Origin of the sequence: Segatella copri, from assembly GCF_002224675.1 — a bacterium.
Lineage (GTDB): Bacteria > Bacteroidota > Bacteroidia > Bacteroidales > Bacteroidaceae > Prevotella > Prevotella copri_U.
The window spans coordinates 363,066-387,896 of record NZ_NMPZ01000001.1; the positions used below are offsets into that span (position 1 = coordinate 363,066).

Below are 24,831 nucleotides of genomic sequence, written 5' to 3' on the forward strand. Positions count from 1 at the left end.
TTAAATATGAGAAAGGGCAAGCTCCATTTTTGGAGCTTGCCCTTCTTGCTTTCTAGTTCATCATTAATATTCCATAGAGAAGGTGATGCCTCTTCTCATCATATCCTTCACGGTTGGCTTCAAGCGGGTCAGGAATCCCTCCCATGAACGGTTCTTCTGGAAACTCCAGCCTGCCTCAGCCAAAGCCAGCGAACGAGGATAAGCCTGATAGTAGATACGCTCTGGCGAATTGATGCACTCGCTCCAAAGGGTTCCGGCTACACCGAAGAGATTATTCTTCTCAAACTCCTCGCCCATACCCCAGGCAGGATCCAGGCTATAGGCTGCCTTCAGAGATGTTACAGGCATACCCCAGTTTACCTCAGGCATATCGCCCTTTGCCATCGGATAATCAAAATAGCAATGCTCTCCAGGACAAAGCAGGATACGGGCATTGTTCTCTACAGCCGCTACCAATGCTTCCTTTGTCAAACCGGCACGCCAGGCAAAGGTAACACAACCAGGCTGAATCTTCTTGAAATCGGTCTCATACCAGAACATTGGAGTCTTGTGATACTGGGTACGAAGCAGATCTATCACCTTGTCAAAGAGATAGCCCTGCAACTTCCAGTTCTCAGAACGGTCGGTTGTGGTAATACCCAGTTTCTTCTTCAATGCCTGGCACTTAGGGCAGTTGGTCCAGCAGTCGAGCGCAGGATTTCCTGCCTCATCACCACCCAGATGGATATATTCAGAAGGGAAGATATCTGCCAACTCCTTGAATACATTGCCCAGAAACTCGTAAGTAAAGTCATTACCCGGACAAAGCAACTCATCCGATACACCGCAGGTGGTACGGATAGGTTTCTGAACACCCTGACAGGTCAACTCAGGATAAACACTGATGGCAGCTACCTCGTGACCCGGCATCTCAATCTCAGGAACCACCTGGATATGATACTTGGCACAATATGCCACGAAGTCGCGCATCTGCTCCTGGGTATAATAGCCCTTGATAGGCATCAGCATATCGTCCATTCCCCATCGACTGCTCGCCTCAGCGGTGAGTCTAGGATATTTCTTGATTTCAATGGTCCAAGCCTGGTCATCTACAAGATGGAGATGAAGCATATTCAGTTTATAGCGGGCCATCTCCGGAACAAAAGCCTTCAGATCCTCGTATGGAACGAAGATACGGCAAGGATCCACCATCAACTCTCTCACATGGGTGCGAGGCTGGTCTTTCAATGTCAGCTGCGGGATGGCATCGCAACCTACCTTAGAGGCATCGCCACGGAGCAACTGATCGAAAGTCATCAAACCATAGAAGACACCAGCAGCAGTCTTACCCTTGATTACTACTCCCTTCTGCTGCACATCCAGGGTATAAGCCTCGTTGTCTGCCAGCGTCTCATCCAGGGCAAGCGTCATAGTGAGCTGTCCGCCCTTTTTCAAATCCTTATGCTGCTCTACTCGCTCCTTCAGGATTCTCTCGGCATGTTCCTGCTCATTGGCAAGCCCATCGGCAGCTACGATCTTCCAGTTTCCTGCCACCTGCAAAGGTGCCGCCTTGGCATTTACTTTCAGGTCCATCGGGGTAGGAATCAGACAAGCCTCAGGATTGCAGACAGCTCTCGCCTGTTTCACCTCACCGAAGAAGTGGTTCCATCCCGGAGCCTTGCGATAGAGTTTTTCGCAACCTCTTGGCATCACCAGTTTCACGCCTCGCATATTCATGCCCGAAAAAGCAGTAGAAGCAGCCTTTGGCGGAATCTTGGAATTCACCTTGATGACCTTTACGCCTTCCAGATTGGCAAAGGCAAACTCTCCCAACTCCGGTGTTCCGTCTATCGTGATGTTTTTCAATGCCTTGCAACCAGAAAAGGCTGCAGCTCCCACTTTCGTCACGCTCTTAGGAATCACTACATCCTGCAGATTGTCGCAGGCAAAGAAAGCCTGACTACCAATCTCCTGCAACTGGTTTGGCAGGATGATGCTCCGCAGATGATGACGGGAATGGAAAGCATTCTTTGGAAGAACAGGACAGGTAGCCTCGCTCAAGTCCAGAGTTCTCAATTGCCAGCACAAATCACGAAGCTGTCGGAAATCCGAATTTCTCGTGGTTGTTAATGTTCCTGTCAATTTCAGGTTAATAGCAGCCGATTTTTTCTCTGCATTGAGGTCCTTCATATTGGCGACGGTCTGCGCCGACAGCGAGGTTGCCAACAATGCAAAAACTGCAAAAGAAATCATTTTTCTCATACACTAATGGTTTTTAAAGGTTTATATACTATTATTCTAATTAATATTAAACGAAATTTATACTCTTGCCACTTTCTACGAACTCTGCATTCAGGACATCTATGTCTTTCCACTTTTCCCAGTCAGGGTTCTGCTCAGCAAGTCCCACAACATCAGCCCCATAGGTAAAGAGTCGCTCTATCATCGCTCCATAGGTAAGATGATCGATCTTCTCGATTGGATGCAGGATGATCGATTCCTCGAAACTACCCTTCTTCTCGCTTCGGATTTCCACCAGCAGCTTTGCCTGCAGCAGTTCCTTCACGGCGTGATTGATGATCTGCTGCGGAATCTTCGTCACCTCATGGATATCTTTCGGCGTAAATGCCTGCTCACCATCATTGAAGCGATGACACACCTGATGCATCACCACGGCACAGACCTTGATACGCTGTTCCAACTTCACATGGTCGTACTTCAAGTCCAGGTCATAATGATGCAGGTTCTGGTTGGTATAGCAGAGCAAGGCACCAAACACTACGATTGCCCACGAAATCTGGAGCCACAGAAGAAACAACGGAATGGCGGCGAGCGAACCATAGATTACGTTATAGCTCGAAAGGAATACCTGCAGATAAATATATCCATACTGCAATGCCGTCATGCTGATGCCCGCCAGAAGCGAAGGCACCAGCGTACTGCGAAACCGGATATAGGTATTAGGTATCACGCAATAGCAGAACACGAAGAATAGGAACATCGGCACAAATGCAGCTACATGCAGGATGAAAGCCGGGATAGTCTCTCCCATATCAGCAATCCTATCCACATCATCTATCACATTCACTGTCCATACATTAAAGAAAGAGGCGAAGAGAATCATCATACCCAGTCCGAAAAGAATGGTAGGATATTCTGTCACGATCTGCTTCCACGAGCGCTCACCCGTATGCCAGATGTCATCAAAGGTAAGCTCTATCTTCTGCATCAGTGAGATGATGGTATAGAGAAACATCACAATACCCGTACCGATGATATAATTACTCTGCGTATTCTCGATATAATTGTGAACGAAATTTACGATAGTCTGAGCCACAACGGGTTGCGCTTCGAAAGTGGTAGATAGCCACGACTCCAGCATAGCCGTATAACCGAAACCGCGGGCAATGACAAACATCATCGCCATGAATGGAATCAATGCCATAAACGAGGCAAAGGTTAATGCCGCCACATCCCTGGTCCACATATCCTTGATATAGAAGATACGGCCGGCGAGCATACCCATCTTGAGCCAAGATTTCATCTTGCCTCGAAAATCCTGGATATTCGAAGAATTCAACTCCCTGATATCCTCGTAGAAACCTACTATTTTATCTATTAATCCCATAAACTCCGGTTTTTTGTTATCAAGCAACAAATCCCCTCACAACACCCAGAAGATGCCGTGAAGGGATTTGTCTTAGTATTTTGCTGATCAGATTCTACTACTCTTTAGTAGAACTTGAAGTAGTTGCGAGCATTGTTGTAAGAGATATCCTCTACCATACGAGAGAGGCTCTCCATGTCGTTAGGAAGCAAGCCCTTCTCTACATCATTGCCGAGGAGGTTGCAGAGCAAACGACGGAAGTACTCGTGACGTGGGTAGCTGAGGAATGAACGTGAGTCGGTCAACATACCTACGAAACGGCTCAGGAGACCCAATACAGAAAGTGCGTTCATCTGACGGGTCATACCATCGAGCTGATCGTTGAACCACCAGCCTGAACCGAACTGAATCTTGCCTGGGCAAGAACCATCCTGGAAGTTACCCAGCATAGTAGCGATTACCTCGTTGGCGCATGGGTTCAATGTATAGAGGATAGTACGTGTCAACTTGCCTTCCATGTTCAATTCATTGAGGAAGCTGCTCATAGCCTTAGCGGTAGTAAACTCACCGATAGAGTCGAAACCGGTATCAGCACCGAGCTTGTTGTACATCAATGTATTGTTGTCACGGATAGCTCCATAGTGGAACTGCTGTGTCCAATCTGCAGCGTGATCCATCTCAGCGCAAACCTTGAGGAATGCATGCTTGTACTGACGGATCTCGAGAGCAGAAAGCTGCTGTCCACGCATAGCCTTAGCGAAGATAGTCTCAATCTGAGAATCTGTGTATGGCTCATCGTAGAACTCCTCGATACCGTGGTCGCTCAACTTACAGCCATTCTCAGAGAAGAAGTCGTGACGCTTCTGCAAAGCATCAACCATATCCTGGAAAGTAGTGAGGGTAACACCAGCTACCTCGCCCAACTTGTTCATATACTCAGCGAAATCAGGCTTCTCGATGTTCATAGCCTTGTCTGGACGCCAAGCTGGAATCATCTTGATCTCGAAACCGCTCTCGCGTGTCTGCTTGTGATAACGGAGATCATCGATAGGATCATCTGTTGTACAGACGCACTCTACATTATAGTGACGCATCAAGCCGCGAGCGCTGAACTCAGGCTGCTGCAACTTCTCATTACACTCATCGTAGATCTCACGTGCAGTCTTAGGGCTCAACTGCTTGTTGATACCGAAAGCTGTCTTGAGCTCCAGGTGTGTCCAGTGATAAAGAGGGTTACGGAAAGTATATGGTACAGTCTCTGCCCATTTCTCGAACTTCTCCCAGTCGCTGGTGTCAGTACCTGTGCAGAAACGCTCATCTACACCATTGGTACGCATAGCACGCCACTTGTAGTGGTCACCACCGAGCCAGAGTTCTGTAATGCTCTTGAACTTGTGATCATTCGCAACCATCTCAGGGATGAGGTGGCAGTGATAATCGATGATTGGCATCTTAGCCGCATGATTGTGGAAAAGATCCTGCGCTGTCTTGGTGTCAAGCAGGAAGTTTTCATCCATAAATTGCTTCATAACTGTATAGTAGTTTTTAAATGTTTATTTATTTAATAATACTAATGATGACGCAAAGATACAACAAATATCCCAAAAAGAAATCGTTTAAGGGAAATATTTTTGATTATTTCACTTAAACGATTACGTTGTGCGTATTTTATACGATAATTCTGGTCTTATGATAGTTCTCTCTGAACTCACTTGGCGAGCACCCCTTCTTCTTCTTGAAGATGCGATTGAAGTTACTGAGGTTATTGAAACCGCAGTCGAACCCAATCTCACTGATGCTTTTGGCTGTATCCACCAGCATTCTGGCGGCATAGCCCAGACGGAGGTCGATAATATACTCCGAGATGTTTCTGCCCGTATGGAGCTTGAAGAATCGGCTGAAGGCACTCGAGCTCATACCCGCCAGCGAGGCGAGATCCGGCAAACGGAGTTCATCCATATAGTTCTTCGAGATATAGTTCTTCACCTTCAGAATACGTCGGCTGTCATCCTCCACCGCAACCTTGGCATAGCTGCTCGATGCCAGGGTCCGTACATTCTCACACTTCGACAGTTCATAAAGAATAGTGAGAAACTGCTGCACGGCATAAAAGCCATCCTTTACAGTACTCAGGGTATCCAGCAAATGATATACCTTCATTATCGCCTTCAGGGGAAAGCAAAGTCCTTTCTTCGCCTCCTGCATCATGCGGGTAATGCTGGCATACGGATTTCTGCCGAAGAGAGTCTCGTCACCCATACTGAAATCAAACTGGATGGTAATCTCACGGATATCTTCACTGCGACAGACGTTCTGTTCCCATACATGTTCCAGATCAGGCGATGTGATGAGACAGAGGTCAAAGTCGCCAATTATCTCCTGAGAATCACCCACAATACGCTTTACCCCCGCCGCATTCTCCACAAAATTGAGTTCGAACACCGAATGATTGTGTATCGGATAGGTAAACTCCTTCTTATGCCTGTCGGCAATGTAAAGCACATCCTTACCCATCAGCGGGGTAATCTCATGTATGATTCTTCTGTCTTCAGCCATAATATATAGTGATTAATGAGCAGTGATTAGTTATCAATGATTATTCTATGCTTGTAATAATCAATAATAACTAATCACTAATCAATATATTAAATATTCAAAGTTCTGAGGATTTCACTCATCTTCTGCTTGGTAGCGATACGGGTAGGAACCAGCGGCAGGCGCAGCTCGTTTTCGATAAAGCCCATATCATTGAGCAATGCCTTCACACCGGCAGGATTACCATCTACGAAGAGAAGGCTGTAAAGCTCAGTGAAGGAATGATGAATCTTGCGGGCTGGCTCGTACTCACCACGGAACTCCAAACGGATCATTCTACTGAATGCCTTTGGCAGGGCATTACCGATGACAGAAATCACACCGGCAGCGCCACTCGCAATCATAGAGAAAGTAAGGGCATCATCACCGCTGATTACTTCGAAATTATCCGGCTTGTTCTTGATGATCTCATCTACCTGCTCCAAACTGCCACTCGCCTCCTTCACGGCTACCACATTAGGGAAGTCGCGGGCAATGCGGCAGGTGGTTTCCGGCTTCATATTGATACCGGTTCTGCCAGGTACATTATAAAGTACGATAGGCAGCGGACTAACCTGTGCGATGGCCTTGAAGTGCTGATACAAACCTTCCTGGGATGGCTTGTTATAATAAGGACAGATGCTGAGGATGCCATCGATGCCACTCCAGTCGGTATTCTTGATTTCCTCTACGACAGCAGCAGTATTGTTGCCGCCACAATATTTCAATATCTTGACGCGACCCTTGTTCACGTCTTTCACCAATTCTGTAATCTTGTCTTTCTCTTCCTGGGTCAGGCAAGGAGCCTCACCAGTTGTTGCAAGGATGCAAAGGAAGTCTGCACCATTGTCAATTTGGAACTCTACCAATCGCTTGAGCGACTGATAATCTACCGAACCATCGGCCTTAAAAGGAGTAATGAGGGCAACACCAAGGCCCCTAAATATATTCTGTGCCATAATCTAAATAAACAAAATCGTTGGCAAAAGTACACAATTATTAGCATATTGCAAAATAAAATCGCAATTTTCTTTCAAGATTGTACCATTTTTGAAAATATTCTGTATTATTATACCATATTTCACGTTTTTTTAGTAACTTTGCAGCCGTTTTAAGTGAAAAGCAATGAGATATTTTATATTCTTTGGTTACGACGGAACCAACTATCACGGCTGGCAGATTCAGCCCAATGCCAATTCGGTGCAGCAGGAGTTGCAGCGCGCCCTCTCCATCCTCCTCAGAAAGGAGATAGAGGTGGTGGGAGCCGGAAGAACAGATACCGGGGTGCATGCCCGGAACATGGCGGCGCATTTTGACTGGAATCCGGAAGAGAAAGTTTCGGAAGAGAATGTTTCGGAAGAAAGAATCCCGATGGCCCTCGACCAGCTGGTGTATCGTCTGAACAGAATCCTGCCACGCGACATTGCCGTCTATGAAGTTCGGGAGGTAGATACCGAGATGCATGCCCGCTTCTCTGCCACCTCGCGCACCTATCATTATTATATCCATACGCGTAAGGATCCCTTCGAGCGCCACTATTCGCTGCAGATGAACTACCCGCTGGATTTCGAAAAGATGAACCAGGCGGCGCAGCATTTCCTGCATCACGAAGACTATGCGGCTTTCTGCAAGGCAGGTGGTGACAACAAGACCACCATCTGCCACGTGTCGGCTGCCAGATGGGTCCAGACCTCCCCTACCACCTGGTATTTCGAGATTACCGCCAACCGCTTCCTCCGTAACATGGTAAGAGCCGTGGTGGGAACGCTCATCGATGTGGGCAGAGGAAAGATTACGATGGAGCAGTTTCTCGACATCCTGCACAATGGCAGCCGCAGTGATGCGGGCGAAAGCATGCCAGGCAACGCATTGTTCCTGGAAGACGTGGGGTATGATTTCAATGATTAAAAGATTAGATCATAAAAGATTAGAAACACAAAGGCGCGAGCCTCATTCAACATTTAACATTCATAAAAATGTGGTTAGTATTAGCATTTCTCTCAGCAGCGCTGCTGGGATTCTATGATGCCTTCAAGAAGAAGGCACTTTCAGGTAACGCAGTGATTCCCGTGCTCTTTCTGAACACGCTTTTCTCATCGCTCATCTTCCTGCCGTTCATCATCTTGAGCTATACAGGAAATTCGCTGGATGGAACCATGTTCCATGTAGCTGAAGGCGGATGGGAAGTTCACAAGTACATCGTGCTCAAGAGTTTCATCGTATTGAGCAGTTGGATCTTCGGTTATTTCGGCATGAAACATCTGCCGCTCACCATCGTGGGACCTATCAATGCCACCCGTCCGGTAATGACACTCGTAGGTGCCCTGCTGGTTTACGGTGAGGTACTCAACCTCTACCAGTGGATTGGTGTCATCCTTGCCATCATCTCCTTTGCCATGCTTTCACGCAGCGGAAAGAAGGAGGGCATCGACTTCAAGCACAACAAGTGGATCTACTTCATCGTACTGGCTGCCGTGCTCGGTGCCGTGAGTGGTCTCTACGATAAGTATCTGATGGCTCCACCAGAGAATGGCGGTGTGGGATTGGATAGAATGATCGTGCAGAGCTGGTACAATATCTACCAGTGCTTCCTCATGGGAGCCATGCTCCTGATGATCTGGTGGCCAACGAAGAAGAACTCCACTCCATTCCATTGGCACTGGAGCATCATCTTCATCAGCATCTTCCTTTCGGCTGCCGACTTCGTATATTTCTATGCGCTCAGCCTGCCGGGTGCTATGATCAGTATCGTAAGTATGATTCGTCGTGGTTCGGTCATCGTCAGCTTCCTCTTCGGTGCAGCCATCTTCCACGAGAAGAACCTCAAGGCGAAGTTCGTAGATCTCCTCCTCGTCTTGCTCGGTATGCTCTTCCTCTACTTCGGAACGAAGTAATGATTATAAAAAAAGTCTTGCAAGCCAATGTGCCTGCAAGACTTTTTTATGTTTTTACCAGATATGTGCACGCTTGTTCTTAGGAACAAAGAGCTTGTCGCCCTTCTTGATGTTGAATGCCTTATACCATGAATCCACCATTGGGAGGGCACCGTTCACACGAGCCTCGTTTGGAGAGTGAACATCCACGGTCATCAGATACTGCAGGTACTCAGGACGGGCATTGCCTGCCCATACACGTGCCCATGCCAGGAAGAAGCGCTGTTCTGGAGTAAATCCATCCTTCACACCCAACTTCTCTGTCTTCATCACATTCTGAAGTGCACGGAAAGCGATGTTCAAACCACCATTGTCACCGATGTTCTCACCCAGGGTCATCTGGCCGTTTACCTTCTTGCCAGCCAACTCAATCTTGTTGAAATGGTCAACCAGGATCTTGGTACGAGACTCGAAGTTCTTCTTGTCAGCAGCAGTCCACCAGTTGTGCTGGTTACCGGTCTTGTCAAACTGACTACCCTGATCATCAAAGCCGTGACTCATCTCATGACCGATTACACCACCGATACCACCATAGTTCATCGCATCATCGGCTGTTGGGTCGAAGAATGGAGGCTGGAGGATAGCTGCTGGGAAGCAGATCTCGTTGGTAGTTGGGTTATAATAAGCATTGATAGTCTGAGGAGTCATTCCCCACTCAGTCTTATCTACCGGCTTGTTCACCTTGCGGGCGATGGCATCCTTGGTAAAGAACTCAGAGATGTTGGCCATATTCTCGTAGAGAGAGAGGCTGTCATCTACCTGCAATCCGCTATAGTCCTTCCACTTGTCAGGATAGCCGATCTTGATGATGAAGTTCTCCAGCTTATCCTTAGCCTGTGCCTTGGTAGCAGCACTCATCCAGGTAGCCTCATCGATGCGCTGTGAAAGCGCAGTCTGGAGATTGTGAACCAGCTCGAGCATACGCTTCTTGCTGCTCTCCGGGAAGTACTTCTCTACGTAGATTTTTCCGATAGCCTCGCCCAACACGCCGCTCACGGTACTTACAGCACGCTTCCAGCGAGGACGGTCCTGCTGAACACCGCTCATTACCTTGCTCAACTCAAAGGATACGGCACGGAAATCATCGCTCAATACGCTGGTTGCACCAGAAATCACCTTGATCTCTGCGTATGTCTTCAGATCATCCAGAGAGGTCTCTGCGAGAATCTTCTCAACCTCGTGGATTGGTTCAGGCTGACCCACGCAAATTTCCTTGAAAGCAGGGAAACCGGATGCCAGGAACACGTTGCCCCAGTCGATGCCAGGGTAATCGAGCACGAGCTGGTTGTAGGTCATCTTGTGATAGTTCTTGTCGATGTCGCGGAGCTGTACCTGGCTATAGCTTGCCTTAGCGATGCGGGTCTCGATAGCCATCACAGCCTCCATCTTCTTCTGGGCTGTAGCCTCATCGTTGCCTACCATCTGGAAGAGCTTCTTCATATAAGCCTTGTATGCATCACGAATCTTCTTGGTCTGTTCGTCATCGTTTACATAGTAATCACGTACACCAAGACCAAGACCACTCTGTCCTACCTCAACGAGGTTGTTGGCAGCATCACGAAGGTCGGCGCCCACACCGATGCCATACATCATGGTACCCTCGCCACGGAAATCGAGCTGAGCGGTAACGAGCTGATACTCTCTGCGGTCCTTGATGGCTGCAATGCGGTCGAGAGTTGGCTTGATAGGTGCCCATCCCTCCTTGTTCAGGCGAACGCTGTCCATACGGAGGTTGTAGAGCGAACCGATCTTCTGTCCGAGTGAACCCTTCTGCTGTGGCTTGGAAGCATATTCAAGGATGATGTCCTGAATGCGCTTCTGGTTCTGCTCAAAGAGGTCGGTAAAAGCACCATTGTCTGTATGCTCGGCATCGAGTGGATGATTCTTCATCCAGTTGCCTGCGGCATAGCGATAGAAATCATTACCCGGCTTGATGGTCAAGTCCATATTGGTCTTGTCAATACCGGAGCCCAACTTCTCCTGCTGGGCAAAAGCAGTTGTTGCACTGAGCAACAATGCTGCGAATAATACTTTTGTTCTCATTATTGTTTTATTAAATAAATCTTTTTTGTATGGGGGATTTCAAATCCCCCGGTTTAATAGGTCGAACATTTTTTAACGACGGATTGCAAATCCGTCGGAACGCCTGACGGTGGACTTACTGTTCGGAACGCCTGGCGGTGGACAGGGCGAGACCTGCAAATGTCAGGGTGCCATTCAGCATCAGAAGCTCATAGCCGAACTTATAGCCCACATACTGCGAGGTAAGGGTATCGATGGCGAAGCAGATGAGCGGACTGGCGATGCAGACCCATGGCGACCAGCGGTCGTTTACCTGACGCTTGGTGAGCAGACTGAAGGCAAACAAGCCCAGCAGCGGACCATAGGTATAAGAGCAGAGGATGTAGATGGCATCTATCACGCTCGTAGAATTAATCGCCTTGAAAGCGATGATGAAGAGCATGAAGACGAAAGCCACCAGCAGATGCATACGCTTGCGAAGCTTCACATCATCCTTCTTGCCCAGAATATCCACGCACAGACTCGTCGTAATCGCGGTCAATGCAGAATCGGCACTCGAAAAGCTCGCCGCCACGATGCCGATGGTAAACAGTACCACTACCAGGGTTCCCATCACTCCCGAAGCTGCGAACATCGGCAACAGATCATCCGGAGCCTGCGGCAGCGCTACGCCCTGCTTCTGTGCCAGCATCATCAGCAACACACCCAGACTCAGGAAAAGCAGATTGGCAGGCACAAAGGCGAAACCATAGGTACAGACATCCTTCTGAGCCTCACGAAGCGACTTGCAGGTAAGATTCTTCTGCATCATATCCTGATCTAATCCCGTCATCACGATTACCACGAACACGCCGCTCAGGAACTGTTTCCAGAAATTCTGTTTCGACATCCAGTCGTCAAAGACGAAGATGCGCGAATGACTGTCGTGGGCGATTGCCGTGATAGCCTCAGATGGCGTCATTCCCAAAGCTGCCACCACATGATAGATAATCAGGATGAGCGCAGCAAACATGCAGGTAGTCTGGAAGGAATCCGTCCACACCAGCGTCTTGATGCCACCCTTGCGGGTATAGAGCCAAATGAGCATCACCATCATAGGTACCGTCACCCAGAACGGAACTCCCACTCCATCGAGCACGAACCGCTGTAACAGAATGCAGACCACGAAAAAGCGGACTGCCGCTCCCGTCATCTTCGACAACAGAAAGAACGAAGCACCCGTCTTGTAGGAACGTTCGCCCAACCGCTGCTGCAGAAAGCTGTAGATGGTGGTGAGATTATACTGGTAGTAGATAGGCAGCAGGAGAAAACCTACCAGAAAGTAGCCCAGGATAAAGCCGATGCACATCTGCAGATAGGTCATATCAGTCTTCATCACCATACCCGGCACACTCACGAAGGTGATGCCCGAAATAGAGGCCCCCACCATTCCGAAAGCCACCATATACCATGGCGAACGCCTGTTCGCCCTATAGAAAGTTTCATTGCTGCTGGTACGCCTTGCCGTAATATGGCTAAAGAGCAACAGCACGCAGAAATATGCCAAAATAGTGATGATGATAATCATTTTTTCTCTTATATCTTTATTTACGTTGCAAAGGTACAGTAATTTAAGGAAATAACAAAATTATTTTCATAACTTAACAAAGAAATAACATACAGAAAGAAAGTGAAGAGTGAAAAACGAAGAGTGAGGAGTGAAGAGTGAAAAACGAAGAGTGAAGAATGGAGAGAATCAGGGGGTATAAAAAGCAAAAACCTTCGAGAATCACTTCCCGAAGGTTTCAGCGGTGCGTACGAGACTCGAACTCGTGACCTCCTGCGTGACAGGCAGGCATTCTAACCAACTGAACTAACGCACCATTATTATGGAGGAGTATTTAAAAAAAGTTGGCGGTGCGTACGAGACTCGAACTCGTGACCTCCTGCGTGACAGGCAGGCATTCTAACCAACTGAACTAACGCACCAAACTTATTTAAATGGAGCTTATACTAACTTGACCAGCGGTGCGTACGAGACTCGAACTCGTGACCTCCTGCGTGACAGGCAGGCATTCTAACCAACTGAACTAACGCACCAGTCAATGTATAATCTTGCGAAATCGAAACGTGCAGAAGCGGTGCGTACGAGACTCGAACTCGTGACCTCCTGCGTGACAGGCAGGCATTCTAACCAACTGAACTAACGCACCAAATTAAGATATTAACTTAACCGCTTATAGCGCATTTCTCATTTGCGAGTGCAAAGGTACTACATTTTTTTGATTCCACCAAATTTTTCCGCTATATTTTTACAAAAAAGATTGAAAAAAATATGCGTCCTCATATCCACTGCCCGTCTTCAGCCATCCTTTCAGCAATTTATCACCCTGAAAGCCAACTACTTCAAGCATTTTCACGGCATTTTGGTTACTTTCCGCTACAATGGCATAAATCTGATGCAAATGCAGCACATTTGATGCATATTGCATCAAAAGACGGATAGCCAACTGTGCCAAGCCCTGATGCTGATGTTCCTTTTTGATAACAATTCCCAGCTCGGCACGCTGATGGCGGGGTTCGAAATTCATCAGATCGATGATGCCCACCGCCTCCTGCTGCTCATTTTCTACAATCAAGCGAACCTGCTTGTCGGTATAGATATCCGCCGTAGCCGTAGTAATATAGTCGAGCAACACCTGGCGGGAGTACGGCACATTGGTGCACCCCATCCCCCAGAGACTTTCATCATTCTCCATTTCATAGAGAAAATCCAGATCTTCCGGTTCCAAAGCTCTTAAACGAATCTTCTTATCTTCCATAATCCTCCCAAATAAATATTTTCCTATTATATTTCCTAATCTACCTACTATGATATGAGCACCTATTATATAATGTACGCGCGTACCTTATATATATTATGCATTTCATCCATATCCATCACATCCCCTTCCGTTATCACCTTCCCGATCTCCCGGGTATAGATAGCCAGCTTGTCAGGCTCATCCGCCCGGAGCGAAAGCTGATGCAGAATTTCCCCGTAACTCATCTTATCGGCATCAAACAGCAGATACTCCGATTCATCCACCACAGAAGGCGTAAAGACCCCCAGACTCTTTCTCATTCTCGCCATCAGCATCCTGACCAGCGCTACGGAAGCACTGGCATAGATGGCAGTCCGGATAGGAAGACTCAAGAGTAGCGACATACCCGCATAATGCTTGCGGAAGAAGATGAGCATCGCCTCATAGAAGACATGCACATAGCGGAAACTGGATTTCTGCGTGCTCTCTCCCTTATAATGCAGGATATCCAAAGGCAGAAAATAGTTGTGATAACCGCCCTTCAATATGCGATAGGAAAGATCGATATCCTCTCCATACATGAAGAAATCCTCATCTAACAGTCCCACCCGATCCAGAGCTTTACGGCGCAACATGCAGAAAGCGCCACTCACCACCTCTATCCGGTTCGGCTGATCCCATGGCAGGAATCCCATATAATAGCGTCCAAACAGCGGATGCTTGGGCCATCGGTTGCAGAATCCCAGCATCTTGAAGAAGGAAACCATCGGTGTAGGCAATCCTCTCCTGCTCTCCATCGCCCATCTGCCATCCGCATTCAGCATCCTCACGCCTGCCGCTCCCGCATCGGGATGGGCATCCATAAAGCGGATGCATTCGCTCAGTACCTGCTCGCCCACGATGGTATCAGGATTCAGAAGGAGCACGTACTCCGCCTCGCTCTGCCGGATGGCGATATTGTTGGCTCGGGCAAAACCCAGATTGTGGTTGCTGCCCACAAACCGTACCATCGGATATGCTTCACGGGGATAGCGGCGCTGCAGATACTCAAGCGATCCATCGGAAGAATGATTATCCACCACGATGATCTCTGCCACATCCTTCTTTCCGGAGGAAGATGAAGCAGATGAAGCATCATCCCCCTGTATCACTTCGAAGGCACGGAGTACCGAGCGGATGCATTGGTCGAGATAATACTTCACATTATAGCTTACTATGATAACCGAAAGTTTCAAAGCCTATCTTAACGATTAAGTGTTAACTACAAAACTATCACCTATTCTCCCTCCTCACTGGTTTCCTCGATACATCTGCCGATAGACGGATACACGAAGAAAAGACAGAGCACAAGGATGATTGCCATATAGCCGAATGCAGGCGACATGGTCTGATAATACATAAAGGTATTGATGAGCATAGGCAGACAGAGCATGTTGATACGGGTAGTGCCCCAGAAAAGCAGAGCATCGCCCTTTTCTGCCAACAGTTTGCGGCGGATTGCCTTCAGGCTGAACAGCTTCAGCGCCATCGGAATCACCACAATGGTGGCAAGCTCCATTACTACCAGGATGCCGAACATCATCGTCTGGTTGGCAGCGATATCATTGGCGGTCAGTATCTCCGTTTCATAGAGAACTACCAGCAGTAAAGCCACCAACAGCATAAAGAGGAAGTTGGTCATCAATATTCGTTGTACTTGTTTGATATTCATTTATTTCTATTGATTAAATGGTGTTCTGTTCAGGATACTTCTACCCAACGTCACTTCATCGGTATATTCCAGTTCATCTCCCACAGAGATGCCTCGGGCTATGACGGAGAGCTTCACGGGATAGTCGGCAAGCTTGCGCGAGATATAGAAATTGGTGGTATCGCCCTCCATCGTACTGCTTAAGGCAAGAATCACCTCCTTTACTCCTCCCGCAGCCACACGCTGTACCAGAGAATCAATCTCCAGGTCGGCAGGTCCGATACCATCCATCGGCGAGATGATGCCACCCAGCACATGATACAATCCATGAAACTGCTGGGTATTCTCCACCGCCAGCACATCCTGCACATTTTCCACCACGCAGATGACAGAGGCATCGCGCCGGGGATCGGAACAGATGGGGCACACTTCGGTATCACTGATATTATGGCACACACGACAGTACTTCACCTCGCGCTTCATCCGGGCGATGGCATCCACAAACTGATCCACATCCCCTTCCTCCCTACGGAGCATAAAAAGCACAAGGCGCAAAGCTGTCTTGCGCCCTATACCCGGCAGCTTGGAAAACTCCCCCACTGCCTTTTCCAATAATGCAGAAGAATATTGCTGCACCATCACACTAGAGATAAATACCGATTCCCACCTTGAAACCTATTGTAGAATAATCAGTATGCTTCTTGAAGCTCTGATCATAGTAGATAGCTGGTTCAATGGTTACCTGCTTGCTGACAAAGTAGGAATAACCTACCTCCACGCCCGGCATGAAGTCATTGTAGCTGCCCGAATGAGCCACCTTGGCACCAAAGCCGAGATACAATCCATTCTGCTCAATATAGTATCTGGCCTGTGCGCCGGCAGAGAAGTAATCCTTCACGCCATCCTTGCCGGAATGAGTATATTCTACTTGCCCCAGGAGCATCCAGTCATCTTCTACAAAATAACCCGCCTTTGCCTGAACACCGAAGTTCAAGTCCTGACTGCCATTATAACTGAGATTGAGACCCGTGAGCGACGCGCCACAATACTGTTTTCCACTTTCAAACTGAGCATTGGCTCCCAGGCTTACCAGAAGAGCTGTTGCTGCCAAAACTAATTTTTTCATACGTAACATTTTTATGTGTTGCTATTATTAATTTTCATATTCTGTCTATACCAGGCAAAGAACCAGACCAGCGCTACCACCAGAATGATGACACTACCCGTATAAGCCACCGGCTCGCTCAATGCCAGAGCCATCGGCGAGAGGAGCAGGAAGGTAGAACATACCACCGTCATCAGCAAGGCTGGCACCAGGGTGATGATGAACGGCTTCTTGCGCTGTACCAGATATACGGTCAAAGTCCAGAGTGTGAAGACCGCCAGCGTCTGGTTAGCCCATCCGAAGTATTGCCAGATAACATTGAATCCATCAGGGTTCTCCATCTGCCATACCAGGATGCCCATCGTAACGGCAAACAGAGGTATGCAGATATAGAGACGGCGACGCATCGCACGCTGTTCCAGTCCGATAGCCTCAGCTATGATGAGTCGGGCACTGCGCAGAGCCGTATCGCCACTGGTGATAGGCGCAGCCACTACTCCCAGCAGGGCAAGCACTCCACCAGCCACACCCAACCAGCTGGAGCAGACAATCTTCACCACGGTAGGAGCATCAAAGTTCTGAATGAGCGACTTTCCGCCATCCACCTGAGCGATGAACTGCTGAGCCACCTCTGGACTCACGCATTCACGCCATCCTCCATAATAGAAGAAGTACATGGAAACCGTAGCCCATATCAGCGCTACCACTCCCTCGGTAATCATCGCACCATAGAATATAGGTCTGCCCAGCTTCTCACTCTTCATGCAGCGAGCCATCAACGGGCTCTGGGTAGCATGGAAGCCACTGATGGCTCCACAGGCGATGGTAATGAAGAGGCATGGGAAGATAGGACTCTTCTGGACGAACGGTTCCGTACCCAGCCACGCCGGATTTTCGTTGAGATTGCAGGAAGCCAGATTGCTCCACAGCTCAGGCAAGGTTGGCCACTTGATGAACAGTCCTATCATCAGCGCACCTGCCATAAAAAGCAGCGAGAAGGCAAAGAGAGGATATATCTTTCCGATAATCTTATCGATAGGCAGAAGCGTAGCGATGATGTAGTAGATGAAGATGATGATAATCCAGAACATCTTACCTCCCACAAAAGAGCCCGAATTGCAGATGCCATCCAGAATAATGGCAGGACTATATACAAACACGGCACCCACCATCATCAGCAGCAGTACTGAGAACACGAGCATCACCTTCTTGGTGTTGCCGCCCAGATACTTGCCCACCAGCTCCGGCAGTCCGGCACCATCATGGCGGATACTGAGCATACCACTCATATAATCGTGCATGGCACCGGCAAAGATGCAGCCAAACACAATCCACAGATAAGCCACCGGTCCATACCAGGCACCCATGATGGCTCCAAAAATCGGTCCAGTACCAGCAATATTCAGGAACTGAATCATAAAGATTTTCCAACTAGGCAGCACCATAAAGTCAACTCCGTCGGCTTTTGCCACTGCTGGCGTAGGACGGTCGTCAGGACCGAAAACATGCGCCACAAATTTTCCATAAAGGAGGTAGCCCAATACCAAGGCTGCCAAACTAATGATGAAACTGACCATTTTCTTTTATTGTTTTTTTTGAATTCTCTCTTCTTTTTGAGCCAAATCGCACTTTTTCATACGAATTGCACCGCAAAAGTAACATTTTTATTTGAAATACGAAAAATTATCCGTATCTTTGTTGCCAAATTGAAAGAATATGAAGAAATTATATACATTTTTAATGTTTTTAGGCAGTATTTTACCTGCACAGGCTCGCAATATACCTGAAAAGAAGCAGATACTGCCGGGTTCCAGCATCATATACAACAGTCTGGCGCCCAAGCACGAGGTAAGAGCCGTATGGCTCACCACCATCGGCGGAATCGACTGGCCTCACTCCTACTCCCAGTCGCCCTACTCGGCCAAGAAGCAGCAGCAGGAACTCTGTCAGATTCTCGACCGCCTGCAGCAGGCTAAGATCAACACCGTACTCATCCAGACCCGCATCCGTGGCACCATGATCTATCCTTCCGATTACGAACCTTGGGATGGATGCCTCTCGGGATTCCCGGGAAAGACGCCGGGCTACGATGCCCTGCAGTTTGCCATCGACGAATGCCACAAGCGCGGCATGGAGCTCCACGTCTGGGTGGTTACTATCCCTGTAGGTAAATGGGAAGCGCTGGGATGCAAGAGCCTCCGGAAGAAATTCCCGGGACTCATCAGAAAGATAGGTGCCGATGGATATATGAATCCGGAAGACAGCCGCACCGGCGATTACCTTGCCGGAATCTGCCGCGAGATTACCCACCGATATAATGTGGATGGCATCCACCTCGACTATATCCGATACCCGGAAACCTGGAAAATCAAGGTGAGCCGCGACCAGGGAAGAAACTACATCACCCGCATCGTGGAGAAGATCCACAACGCTGTGAAGTCGGAAAAGCCTTGGGTCAAGATGAGCTGCTCGCCAGTGGGCAAATACGATGACCTGAGCCGTTACTGGAGTCACGGATGGAATGCCAACACCAAGGTTTGCCAGGATGCACAGGGATGGCTGCGCGACGGACTGATGGACGAACTCTTCCCGATGATGTACTTCCGTGGCGAGAACTTCTATCCTTTCGCCATCGACTGGCAGGAGCAGAGCCACGGCAAGATTGTGGTGCCTGGACTCGGCATCTACTTCCTCGACCCGAAAGAGGGAAAATGGAAGATTGATGACGTGACACCCGAAATGTACCTCACCCGCAGCATGGGAATGGGATACTGCTTCTTCCGTAACAAGTTCCTGCTGGATAACAAGCAGGGCATCCTCGATTTCACTGAGAGATTCAACGAATACCCATCGCTCGTACCTCCGATGACCTGGGCAAGCAACCGACAGCCGCAGCAGCCACAGGCACTCAGCGTAAGAAACGAAAAAGGAAATGTTCAGATTTCATGGAATAATCCGTCAGAATATACCGATGGTACTGCGATTCCTACTCCCTATATATATAATAATGTATATGCGAGCAGAAAATATCCCGTGGATGTTACAGATGCCAGAAACCTCATTGCGGCTCGACATCTGGGCAACGAGCTGCTCTTGAAGTCGGAAGATGACGACCAGCCACTCTATTTTGCCGTTACTTCAATGGACGGATATGGCATAGAAAGTGGCGCTACCCAGGAAAACAGTCGAGATTTCAGCAAAAAGTTGACCGCCTGGGGTGCCGCCAGGATGTTGCGCTGTGATGCTAAAAACGTACATTTGCCGGAAATCGCCAAAAAGTTGGATACAAACGTCTTTCTGGTCGAAACCCTGCAAGGTACGGCTGTGGAGCACCTTGTGAGCGAACACAATCTGATAGATATCAGTAGGTTAAGCAGTGGAACCTATCGCCTTTGCAGCATCAATCAGCGGGGTGTGAAGCATACGTTGGGAACCTTCTACAAGAAAAAAATTGCAGAAAATTGAAAAAAAACTGCAGAAAAATTTGGTGGAATCAAATATTTGTAGTACCTTTGCACTCGCAATTCAGAAATGAGGCTATCAAGAAGATGCACCCTTAGCTCAGTTGGTAGAGCAACTGACTCTTAATCAGTGGGTCTAGGGTTCGAATCCCTAAGGGTGTACAACTTGAAAAAGCTAAAGAAAATGGTTCCGTAGCTCAACTGAATAGAGCACTTGACTACGGATCAAGAGGTTCAAGGTTTGAATCCTTGCGGAATCACTTTCAATGCAATCAGCCCTACTCTGGAATCAATAAGAATGGTTCCGTAGCTCAACTGAATAGAGCACTTGACTACGGATCAAGAGGTTCAAGGTTTGAATCCTTGCGGAATCACTTCTGTTGAGTTTGCAAGCAATACAGATTGTTGCACCCTTAGCTCAGTTGGTAGAGCAACTGACTCTTAATCAGTGGGTCTAGGGTTCGAATCCCTAAGGGTGTACAATAAGAGTAATCTAGAAAATGGTTCCGTAGCTCAACTGAATAGAGCACTTGACTACGGATCAAGAGGTTCAAGGTTTGAATCCTTGCGGAATCACTTTTCCAAGATAAAAAGATTATCATTCAGGTAATTAAGTAATGCACCCTTAGCTCAGTTGGTAGAGCAACTGACTCTTAATCAGTGGGTCTAGGGTTCGAATCCCTAAGGGTGTACTAGAAAGCGTTTCCATTTGTTTGGAAACGCTTTTTTCGTTTATACAGGATTGAAACCCAGTACTTTACAGAGATTTCAAAAAGTCAGCTAACACACTCACTAACACACTGCCCCAAAACTTTTCTTTTGTACTAACGTAGTTAGTATCTTTCTTTTATAGTATATATATTTATTATTATATATAATTATAATATACTAACGTGCGTGCGCGAGAGAAGTCTTTGGGCGTTTGTTCTAATGCAAAATTGTGATGCTGAAGATTGCTCCATACTCATCATACCGAGGAATGGTAATGATGGCTTTAGCTCTTACTCCATCTTTAACCTTCTGAATTGTGATTAAAGAAGTCCACTGTGAAGGAATGTTCTCATCAAGTTCTTGGCATACTAGGCGGTATACTTCAACAGCACCTCGGTCAGCAAAAACTTTTCCTTCCTCATAACTGCAAGAATTTATCTTGAAGGAAAGCTCATCTTCGGTACCTGCATCAATTGTCAGTTTACCTTCCTTCACAGAAATAGAGTGCTCAACTTGCATTGGATCGCAATCTGCGGCATCCTTGTTGACAACGAAGTTACCTGCTCCAAAAATCCAATGAATTTGCTCAGTTTGCGTTTCAAAACGCATAGAAAATGTACCAACAGAGATTTCTTGCGGTTCTAAAGCCATACAAGCCGAACAAACCAATAATTCTACTATAAAAGAAACAAATCTTCTCATAAGCGAAATTTTAAGGGTTATTTTGAATTTTAAACATCATACCTACACCTGTCAACAGCCATTCGGCATTAACGTTATAATCTTCAACTAGCCAAGCAAGCCATTCTGATTTGATAGCTCTGCCATCTGGACACTTCTTAAACGTAGAGAAATTCCAATAGTTGATACCATGAGATTCGGTAAAAGTGCGTATTCCTCTAGCTTTATGCTGGTTGATAGCAACATCAAGAGCAAGGAAGAAACGCTTTGTTATCGCCATGCCTGTTGGCGTTGTCGTAAGTTTCATACGCTATAGATTTTTCCGTGTACGTTAATTATATAGAAATCGCTTTTTTATCTGCAGGAGTAATAGTCTCCCCATTAGCTAGCTTCTCGAAACATCTTGCAAGGTGTTCGTATGCCTGGCGTAGCTCCCTTATCTCCACATCTTTCTGTGCGTTAATTTCGATGAGACGATTTATAACAGAAAGCGAATCTATTTGCTCATTTGGCTTTTCTGCTCTAATTGATGTCGCAGGAATATCATCATTAAGCATATTCCCTTCTCCAGTCAACAACCAGTCGATATTGTACATAGGCTTGGACGTATGGATAAGATTAGCCATTCTCGCACTCACCTTCAAAACCTTACCATTAAGGATATCATAAACCGCTTGCGGTCTACTGAGTCCCATATCCTTAGCAAGCTGCGAACCAGTTATATTTTCTTGCATAAGGATAGCATTAATAACCTCTTTTGCTGTCATACGTATAATAAAAGATAAAATACAGAGATTTCTTAATGATTTGTACCGATTTACAAATATTATTCTTATCTTTGCACCGTGAATATTTAAATAACAATGCAAAATTACAAAAAATTATTTGTATGGCAAATAAAAGTGAAGAAAAAAAGCAAAAAATGACCCTTTTGGATTATTACGAGAACCTTCCAAAGTCCTCGTACCCAAAGAAGGATTTCATTCAGCGCATCATGTCAGAATGCAATGTGTCATTTACTACAGCCCGCAATACCCCCATCCATATATTCCACCAGACATTACCATAAATTGCCATTCATCTTCTTCACGATATTTTTACTGCACAACAGCTGGGTTCCATCCGCACAACAGCTGATGGGCATCTGCACAACACCTGATATGCGAGCGCACAACAGCTGTTGTGCGGTTGGAGATATTAACCTTTCCAAAAACAGACATTATATCTTCCGACAACTTCTATTATTACTTTAGACAACTTATGTTATTCCTTTCAACTGCTCATCATAGTACTTACAACGACTTATCATAGGTACATACAATAACTGCTGATACTTGCTATAAAACAAATGGTTGAATGATTGTGTGAAAGAAATGGCATTATTTCAGACAAAAAAAATAGGATCTGTTTCACAACAGATCCTACCACATACTTACTAAAACTAAATTAACCACTAAAAAAACTAATATCTTTATCCCCTATCACTTTAGGGAGATTTTCCATTATCTATGTATTTACTTAAATCCTTCTTTTTTATATCTGCAAAGATAGAACTTTTCTGCGAAACGACCAAATTTTCTAGCCTTTTTTTACTAAAAAAAACGAAGAAAGCTCTGTTTTTTGCATTCTTTAAACCTTCGGCCTATTTAAAACTTGTAACCTACCGTAAGCAGGAGCTGATGGCGATTGTTATCTACCTTACAAGAAGTAGGGAGATTGTCCAATGTAGCATCATCCTTATTCACATAGCTCATAAACGGATAGAAATCACCCTTCTGGGTAGCATACTGATAAGCTACATCAATATTCAAGTTCTCGTAGTTGAAACCCACACCGCAGGTAAAGCGATTCATCGCCTTCCAGTTGGTATAATCGGTAGAAGTAGCGATATCTACACCATTGCTGCCAATCGACTGATCACGATAGGCATTCTCTCTGAACATCGGCGATACATAGTTGTAACCGAAACGGAGAGAAAGCATAGAGGTTGGCTTGATTTCAGCTCCCACCTTCAATGTACTTACGCCCTTCAGATTGGCACGGGTATCTGCATTCATCGCATCATCGCTGCTGCTTGACTCGTAATAATCACCCCAGTAGTAATCGTAGTAACCGCCATCCTTCACGCGGTTGTCAATATGATCGTACCAGGCATACTCGTAGGTTGCACCCAGGGCAAGATAATTGCCCACGGTATGACCCATGCTGACACCCACCTTCCAAGGAGTGTTCAAGCGGAAGTCGTAATCCACAGTCTGTCCCTTATCACCCAATGTGTAGCAAGGCACATTGACGATATTGCCAGCTGCATCCTTATCCTGGAAAGTAGCTGGTGCATTTTTGCCATACATACTCAGATCGTGGGCTGCGCTGAGCGAGAGATCGTAGAACACCGGAGAATTGACGTAGGCACCGATGCGGAAAGGAGACTCCTCTACCGGACGGAAGATGATACCAGCCTTCACGTCATATCCAGTACCCGTAATCTTGATCTGCTCGTAGGAATCGCTAAAGTTGCCATCCACCAGATTCTCAGCATAGAGGGAATGACTGTTGTAATGAACATCGTGCAAGCCGACGGTAAGACCGAGCCATACTCTATTGCCGATAGAACCGCTGATGTTGAAATCGTAGCTGCCGATGTAGCCATGCTGATATTGTCCGAAGAGATAAGACTGGGCTTCGGCGTAAGACAAGTAGCCATCAGAAGTGAGGTTGAGCAGACCATTCTGATACTTGCCACTATTATCCTTGTAACCGCCAAAGTTTGCATCCACAGAGCTCCATCCATCAACACCCTCTGCGTTCTTGGCTGCAGTCAACTTGTTCTGCGAAGCCTTCGTGAGAGAATTGGCTGCGGTAAGGATCTGTCCGAAGTCGGTACTCTTATGATAATTGAACGCAAGATTGAGCGCACTGGAGTTTCTCATCTTCGTTGACCAGACTATACCTATCTGATCGAAGGTTGGATGACTCTTCTTGCCGTCGAAATCGATGGCATACTTGCCAAAGGAAACGCTGTTATCAGCACCGCTCTGGGCGATAACACCAGCAGTGAGGCTGATCTGATTCTTGCGGAAAAGACCCACACCGGCTGGGTTGGTGCTGATGGTGGAGATGTCGGCTCCCAAGGCCTCCATCGCACCACCCATACCTACATAGCGGGCGGTACCCGTGAGTTGGCTGGCTGCCAACTTGGTATCCTGATAGGTTTCCTGCGCAGCGGCACTCATGGAAGCCACGAGCGCACTGGCAAAAAGTATATGTTTTAAATGATTCATATTA

Annotated in this window: 21 protein-coding genes and 10 tRNA genes; 10 read left to right on the top strand and 21 right to left on the bottom strand. The window is 47.1% G+C overall.

Annotated features, from left to right (window positions below; all coding sequences use genetic code 11):
• Nucleotides 1-63: 63 nt before the first annotated feature.
• The 5 genes from CFT61_RS01640 to dapA form a co-directional block, all read right to left on the bottom strand.
• The gene (locus CFT61_RS01640; RefSeq protein WP_089542725.1) at nt 64-2,241 is read right to left on the bottom strand and encodes a family 20 glycosylhydrolase; all 2,178 of its coding nucleotides are present in this window, start codon (nt 2,239-2,241) and stop codon (nt 64-66) included.
• A 46-nt stretch (nt 2,242-2,287) separates the two neighbouring features.
• Nucleotides 2,288-3,607: a YihY/virulence factor BrkB family protein gene (locus CFT61_RS01645; protein WP_089542726.1), complete on the bottom strand. Its 1,320-nt coding sequence runs from the start codon at nt 3,605-3,607 to the stop codon at nt 2,288-2,290.
• A gap of 104 nt (nt 3,608-3,711) precedes the next feature.
• Entirely contained in the window at nt 3,712-5,115 is a 1,404-nt protein-coding gene (gene uxaC, locus CFT61_RS01650; protein WP_089542727.1) for a glucuronate isomerase, read from the bottom strand.
• Between the two features lie 139 nt (nt 5,116-5,254).
• Nucleotides 5,255-6,142, bottom strand: a complete 888-nt coding sequence (locus CFT61_RS01655) for an AraC family transcriptional regulator (protein WP_089542728.1) — start codon at nt 6,140-6,142, stop codon at nt 5,255-5,257.
• An 89-nt stretch (nt 6,143-6,231) separates the two neighbouring features.
• Nucleotides 6,232-7,119, bottom strand: coding sequence for a 4-hydroxy-tetrahydrodipicolinate synthase (gene dapA, locus CFT61_RS01660; protein WP_089542729.1), 888 nt, complete (start codon nt 7,117-7,119; stop codon nt 6,232-6,234).
• A gap of 166 nt (nt 7,120-7,285) precedes the next feature.
• On the opposite strand from dapA, the gene truA reads away from it, so the two are divergent.
• Both truA and CFT61_RS01670 read left to right on the top strand, forming a co-directional pair.
• Entirely contained in the window at nt 7,286-8,068 is a 783-nt protein-coding gene (gene truA / locus CFT61_RS01665; protein ID WP_089542730.1) for a tRNA pseudouridine(38-40) synthase TruA, read from the top strand.
• A gap of 68 nt (nt 8,069-8,136) precedes the next feature.
• Nucleotides 8,137-9,054: a DMT family transporter gene (locus CFT61_RS01670; RefSeq protein ID WP_089542731.1), complete on the top strand. Its 918-nt coding sequence runs from the start codon at nt 8,137-8,139 to the stop codon at nt 9,052-9,054.
• A 54-nt stretch (nt 9,055-9,108) separates the two neighbouring features.
• On the opposite strand, the gene CFT61_RS01675 is transcribed toward CFT61_RS01670, so the two are convergent.
• The 12 genes from CFT61_RS01675 to CFT61_RS01730 all read right to left on the bottom strand — a co-directional run bounded on the left by CFT61_RS01675 (nt 9,109) and on the right by CFT61_RS01730 (nt 18,270).
• A complete protein-coding gene (locus CFT61_RS01675) occupies nt 9,109-11,136 on the bottom strand; it encodes a M13 family metallopeptidase (RefSeq protein ID WP_089542732.1) in 2,028 nt (675 codons plus the stop codon).
• Between the two features lie 115 nt (nt 11,137-11,251).
• On the bottom strand, nt 11,252-12,682 hold the full coding sequence (locus tag CFT61_RS01680) for a sodium:solute symporter (RefSeq protein WP_089542733.1): 1,431 nt from the start codon (nt 12,680-12,682) through the stop codon (nt 11,252-11,254).
• A gap of 221 nt (nt 12,683-12,903) precedes the next feature.
• Nucleotides 12,904-12,977 (bottom strand) — tRNA-Asp (locus CFT61_RS01685).
• 29 nt (nt 12,978-13,006) lie between these two features.
• Nucleotides 13,007-13,083, bottom strand: a tRNA-Asp gene (locus tag CFT61_RS01690).
• Between the two features lie 37 nt (nt 13,084-13,120).
• A tRNA-Asp gene (locus CFT61_RS01695) sits at nt 13,121-13,194 on the bottom strand.
• A 39-nt stretch (nt 13,195-13,233) separates the two neighbouring features.
• Nucleotides 13,234-13,307, bottom strand: a tRNA-Asp gene (locus CFT61_RS01700).
• A gap of 99 nt (nt 13,308-13,406) precedes the next feature.
• A complete protein-coding gene (locus CFT61_RS01705; RefSeq protein WP_089542734.1) occupies nt 13,407-13,916 on the bottom strand; it encodes a GNAT family N-acetyltransferase in 510 nt (169 codons plus the stop codon).
• 65 nt (nt 13,917-13,981) lie between these two features.
• On the bottom strand, nt 13,982-15,133 hold the full coding sequence (locus tag CFT61_RS01710; RefSeq protein WP_089542735.1) for a glycosyltransferase family 2 protein: 1,152 nt from the start codon (nt 15,131-15,133) through the stop codon (nt 13,982-13,984).
• Between the two features lie 41 nt (nt 15,134-15,174).
• Nucleotides 15,175-15,609, bottom strand: coding sequence for a hypothetical protein (locus tag CFT61_RS01715; RefSeq protein ID WP_142990528.1), 435 nt, complete (start codon nt 15,607-15,609; stop codon nt 15,175-15,177).
• A 6-nt stretch (nt 15,610-15,615) separates the two neighbouring features.
• Nucleotides 15,616-16,227, bottom strand: a complete 612-nt coding sequence (gene recR, locus CFT61_RS01720; RefSeq protein ID WP_089542737.1) for a recombination mediator RecR — start codon at nt 16,225-16,227, stop codon at nt 15,616-15,618.
• Between the two features lie 4 nt (nt 16,228-16,231).
• Entirely contained in the window at nt 16,232-16,723 is a 492-nt protein-coding gene (locus CFT61_RS01725; protein ID WP_089542738.1) for an outer membrane beta-barrel protein, read from the bottom strand.
• Nucleotides 16,724-16,725: 2 nt separating this feature from the next.
• Complete coding sequence (locus CFT61_RS01730; protein WP_089542739.1) at nt 16,726-18,270, bottom strand: carbon starvation CstA family protein; 1,545 nt, start codon at nt 18,268-18,270, stop codon at nt 16,726-16,728.
• Nucleotides 18,271-18,409: 139 nt separating this feature from the next.
• Here CFT61_RS01730 and CFT61_RS01735 point away from each other — a divergent pair, with 139 nt between their 5' ends.
• The 7 genes from CFT61_RS01735 (at nt 18,410) to CFT61_RS01765 (ending at nt 20,846) form a co-directional block, all read left to right on the top strand.
• Complete coding sequence (locus CFT61_RS01735) at nt 18,410-20,158, top strand: glycoside hydrolase family 10 protein (RefSeq protein ID WP_089542740.1); 1,749 nt, start codon at nt 18,410-18,412, stop codon at nt 20,156-20,158.
• 85 nt (nt 20,159-20,243) lie between these two features.
• Nucleotides 20,244-20,316: transfer RNA gene (locus CFT61_RS01740), tRNA-Lys, on the top strand.
• Nucleotides 20,317-20,340: 24 nt separating this feature from the next.
• Nucleotides 20,341-20,414 (top strand) — tRNA-Arg (locus CFT61_RS01745).
• Between the two features lie 40 nt (nt 20,415-20,454).
• Nucleotides 20,455-20,528 (top strand) — tRNA-Arg (locus tag CFT61_RS01750).
• 33 nt (nt 20,529-20,561) lie between these two features.
• Nucleotides 20,562-20,634, top strand: a tRNA-Lys gene (locus CFT61_RS01755).
• Between the two features lie 22 nt (nt 20,635-20,656).
• Nucleotides 20,657-20,730, top strand: a tRNA-Arg gene (locus tag CFT61_RS01760).
• A 43-nt stretch (nt 20,731-20,773) separates the two neighbouring features.
• Nucleotides 20,774-20,846: transfer RNA gene (locus tag CFT61_RS01765), tRNA-Lys, on the top strand.
• A gap of 235 nt (nt 20,847-21,081) precedes the next feature.
• Here the strand turns inward: CFT61_RS01765 and CFT61_RS01770 are convergent.
• From CFT61_RS01770 to CFT61_RS01780, 3 genes are read right to left on the bottom strand one after another with little or no spacing between them, the layout of a single operon-like run.
• Nucleotides 21,082-21,567, bottom strand: a complete 486-nt coding sequence (locus tag CFT61_RS01770; protein ID WP_142990529.1) for a hypothetical protein — start codon at nt 21,565-21,567, stop codon at nt 21,082-21,084.
• Between the two features lie 10 nt (nt 21,568-21,577).
• Nucleotides 21,578-21,853 carry a hypothetical protein gene (locus tag CFT61_RS01775; protein ID WP_089542742.1) on the bottom strand — a complete coding sequence of 92 codons (276 nt, stop codon included), beginning with the start codon at nt 21,851-21,853 and terminating at the stop codon, nt 21,578-21,580.
• Nucleotides 21,854-21,881: 28 nt separating this feature from the next.
• Nucleotides 21,882-22,313 carry a hypothetical protein gene (locus CFT61_RS01780; protein ID WP_089542743.1) on the bottom strand — a complete coding sequence of 144 codons (432 nt, stop codon included), beginning with the start codon at nt 22,311-22,313 and terminating at the stop codon, nt 21,882-21,884.
• Between the two features lie 122 nt (nt 22,314-22,435).
• On the opposite strand from CFT61_RS01780, the gene CFT61_RS16480 reads away from it, so the two are divergent.
• Complete coding sequence (locus tag CFT61_RS16480; protein WP_142990530.1) at nt 22,436-22,615, top strand: hypothetical protein; 180 nt, start codon at nt 22,436-22,438, stop codon at nt 22,613-22,615.
• Nucleotides 22,616-23,192: 577 nt separating this feature from the next.
• Here the strand turns inward: CFT61_RS16480 and CFT61_RS01785 are convergent.
• Nucleotides 23,193-24,827, bottom strand: coding sequence for an OmpP1/FadL family transporter (locus CFT61_RS01785; RefSeq protein ID WP_089542744.1), 1,635 nt, complete (start codon nt 24,825-24,827; stop codon nt 23,193-23,195).
• Nucleotides 24,828-24,831 lie beyond the last annotated feature (4 nt).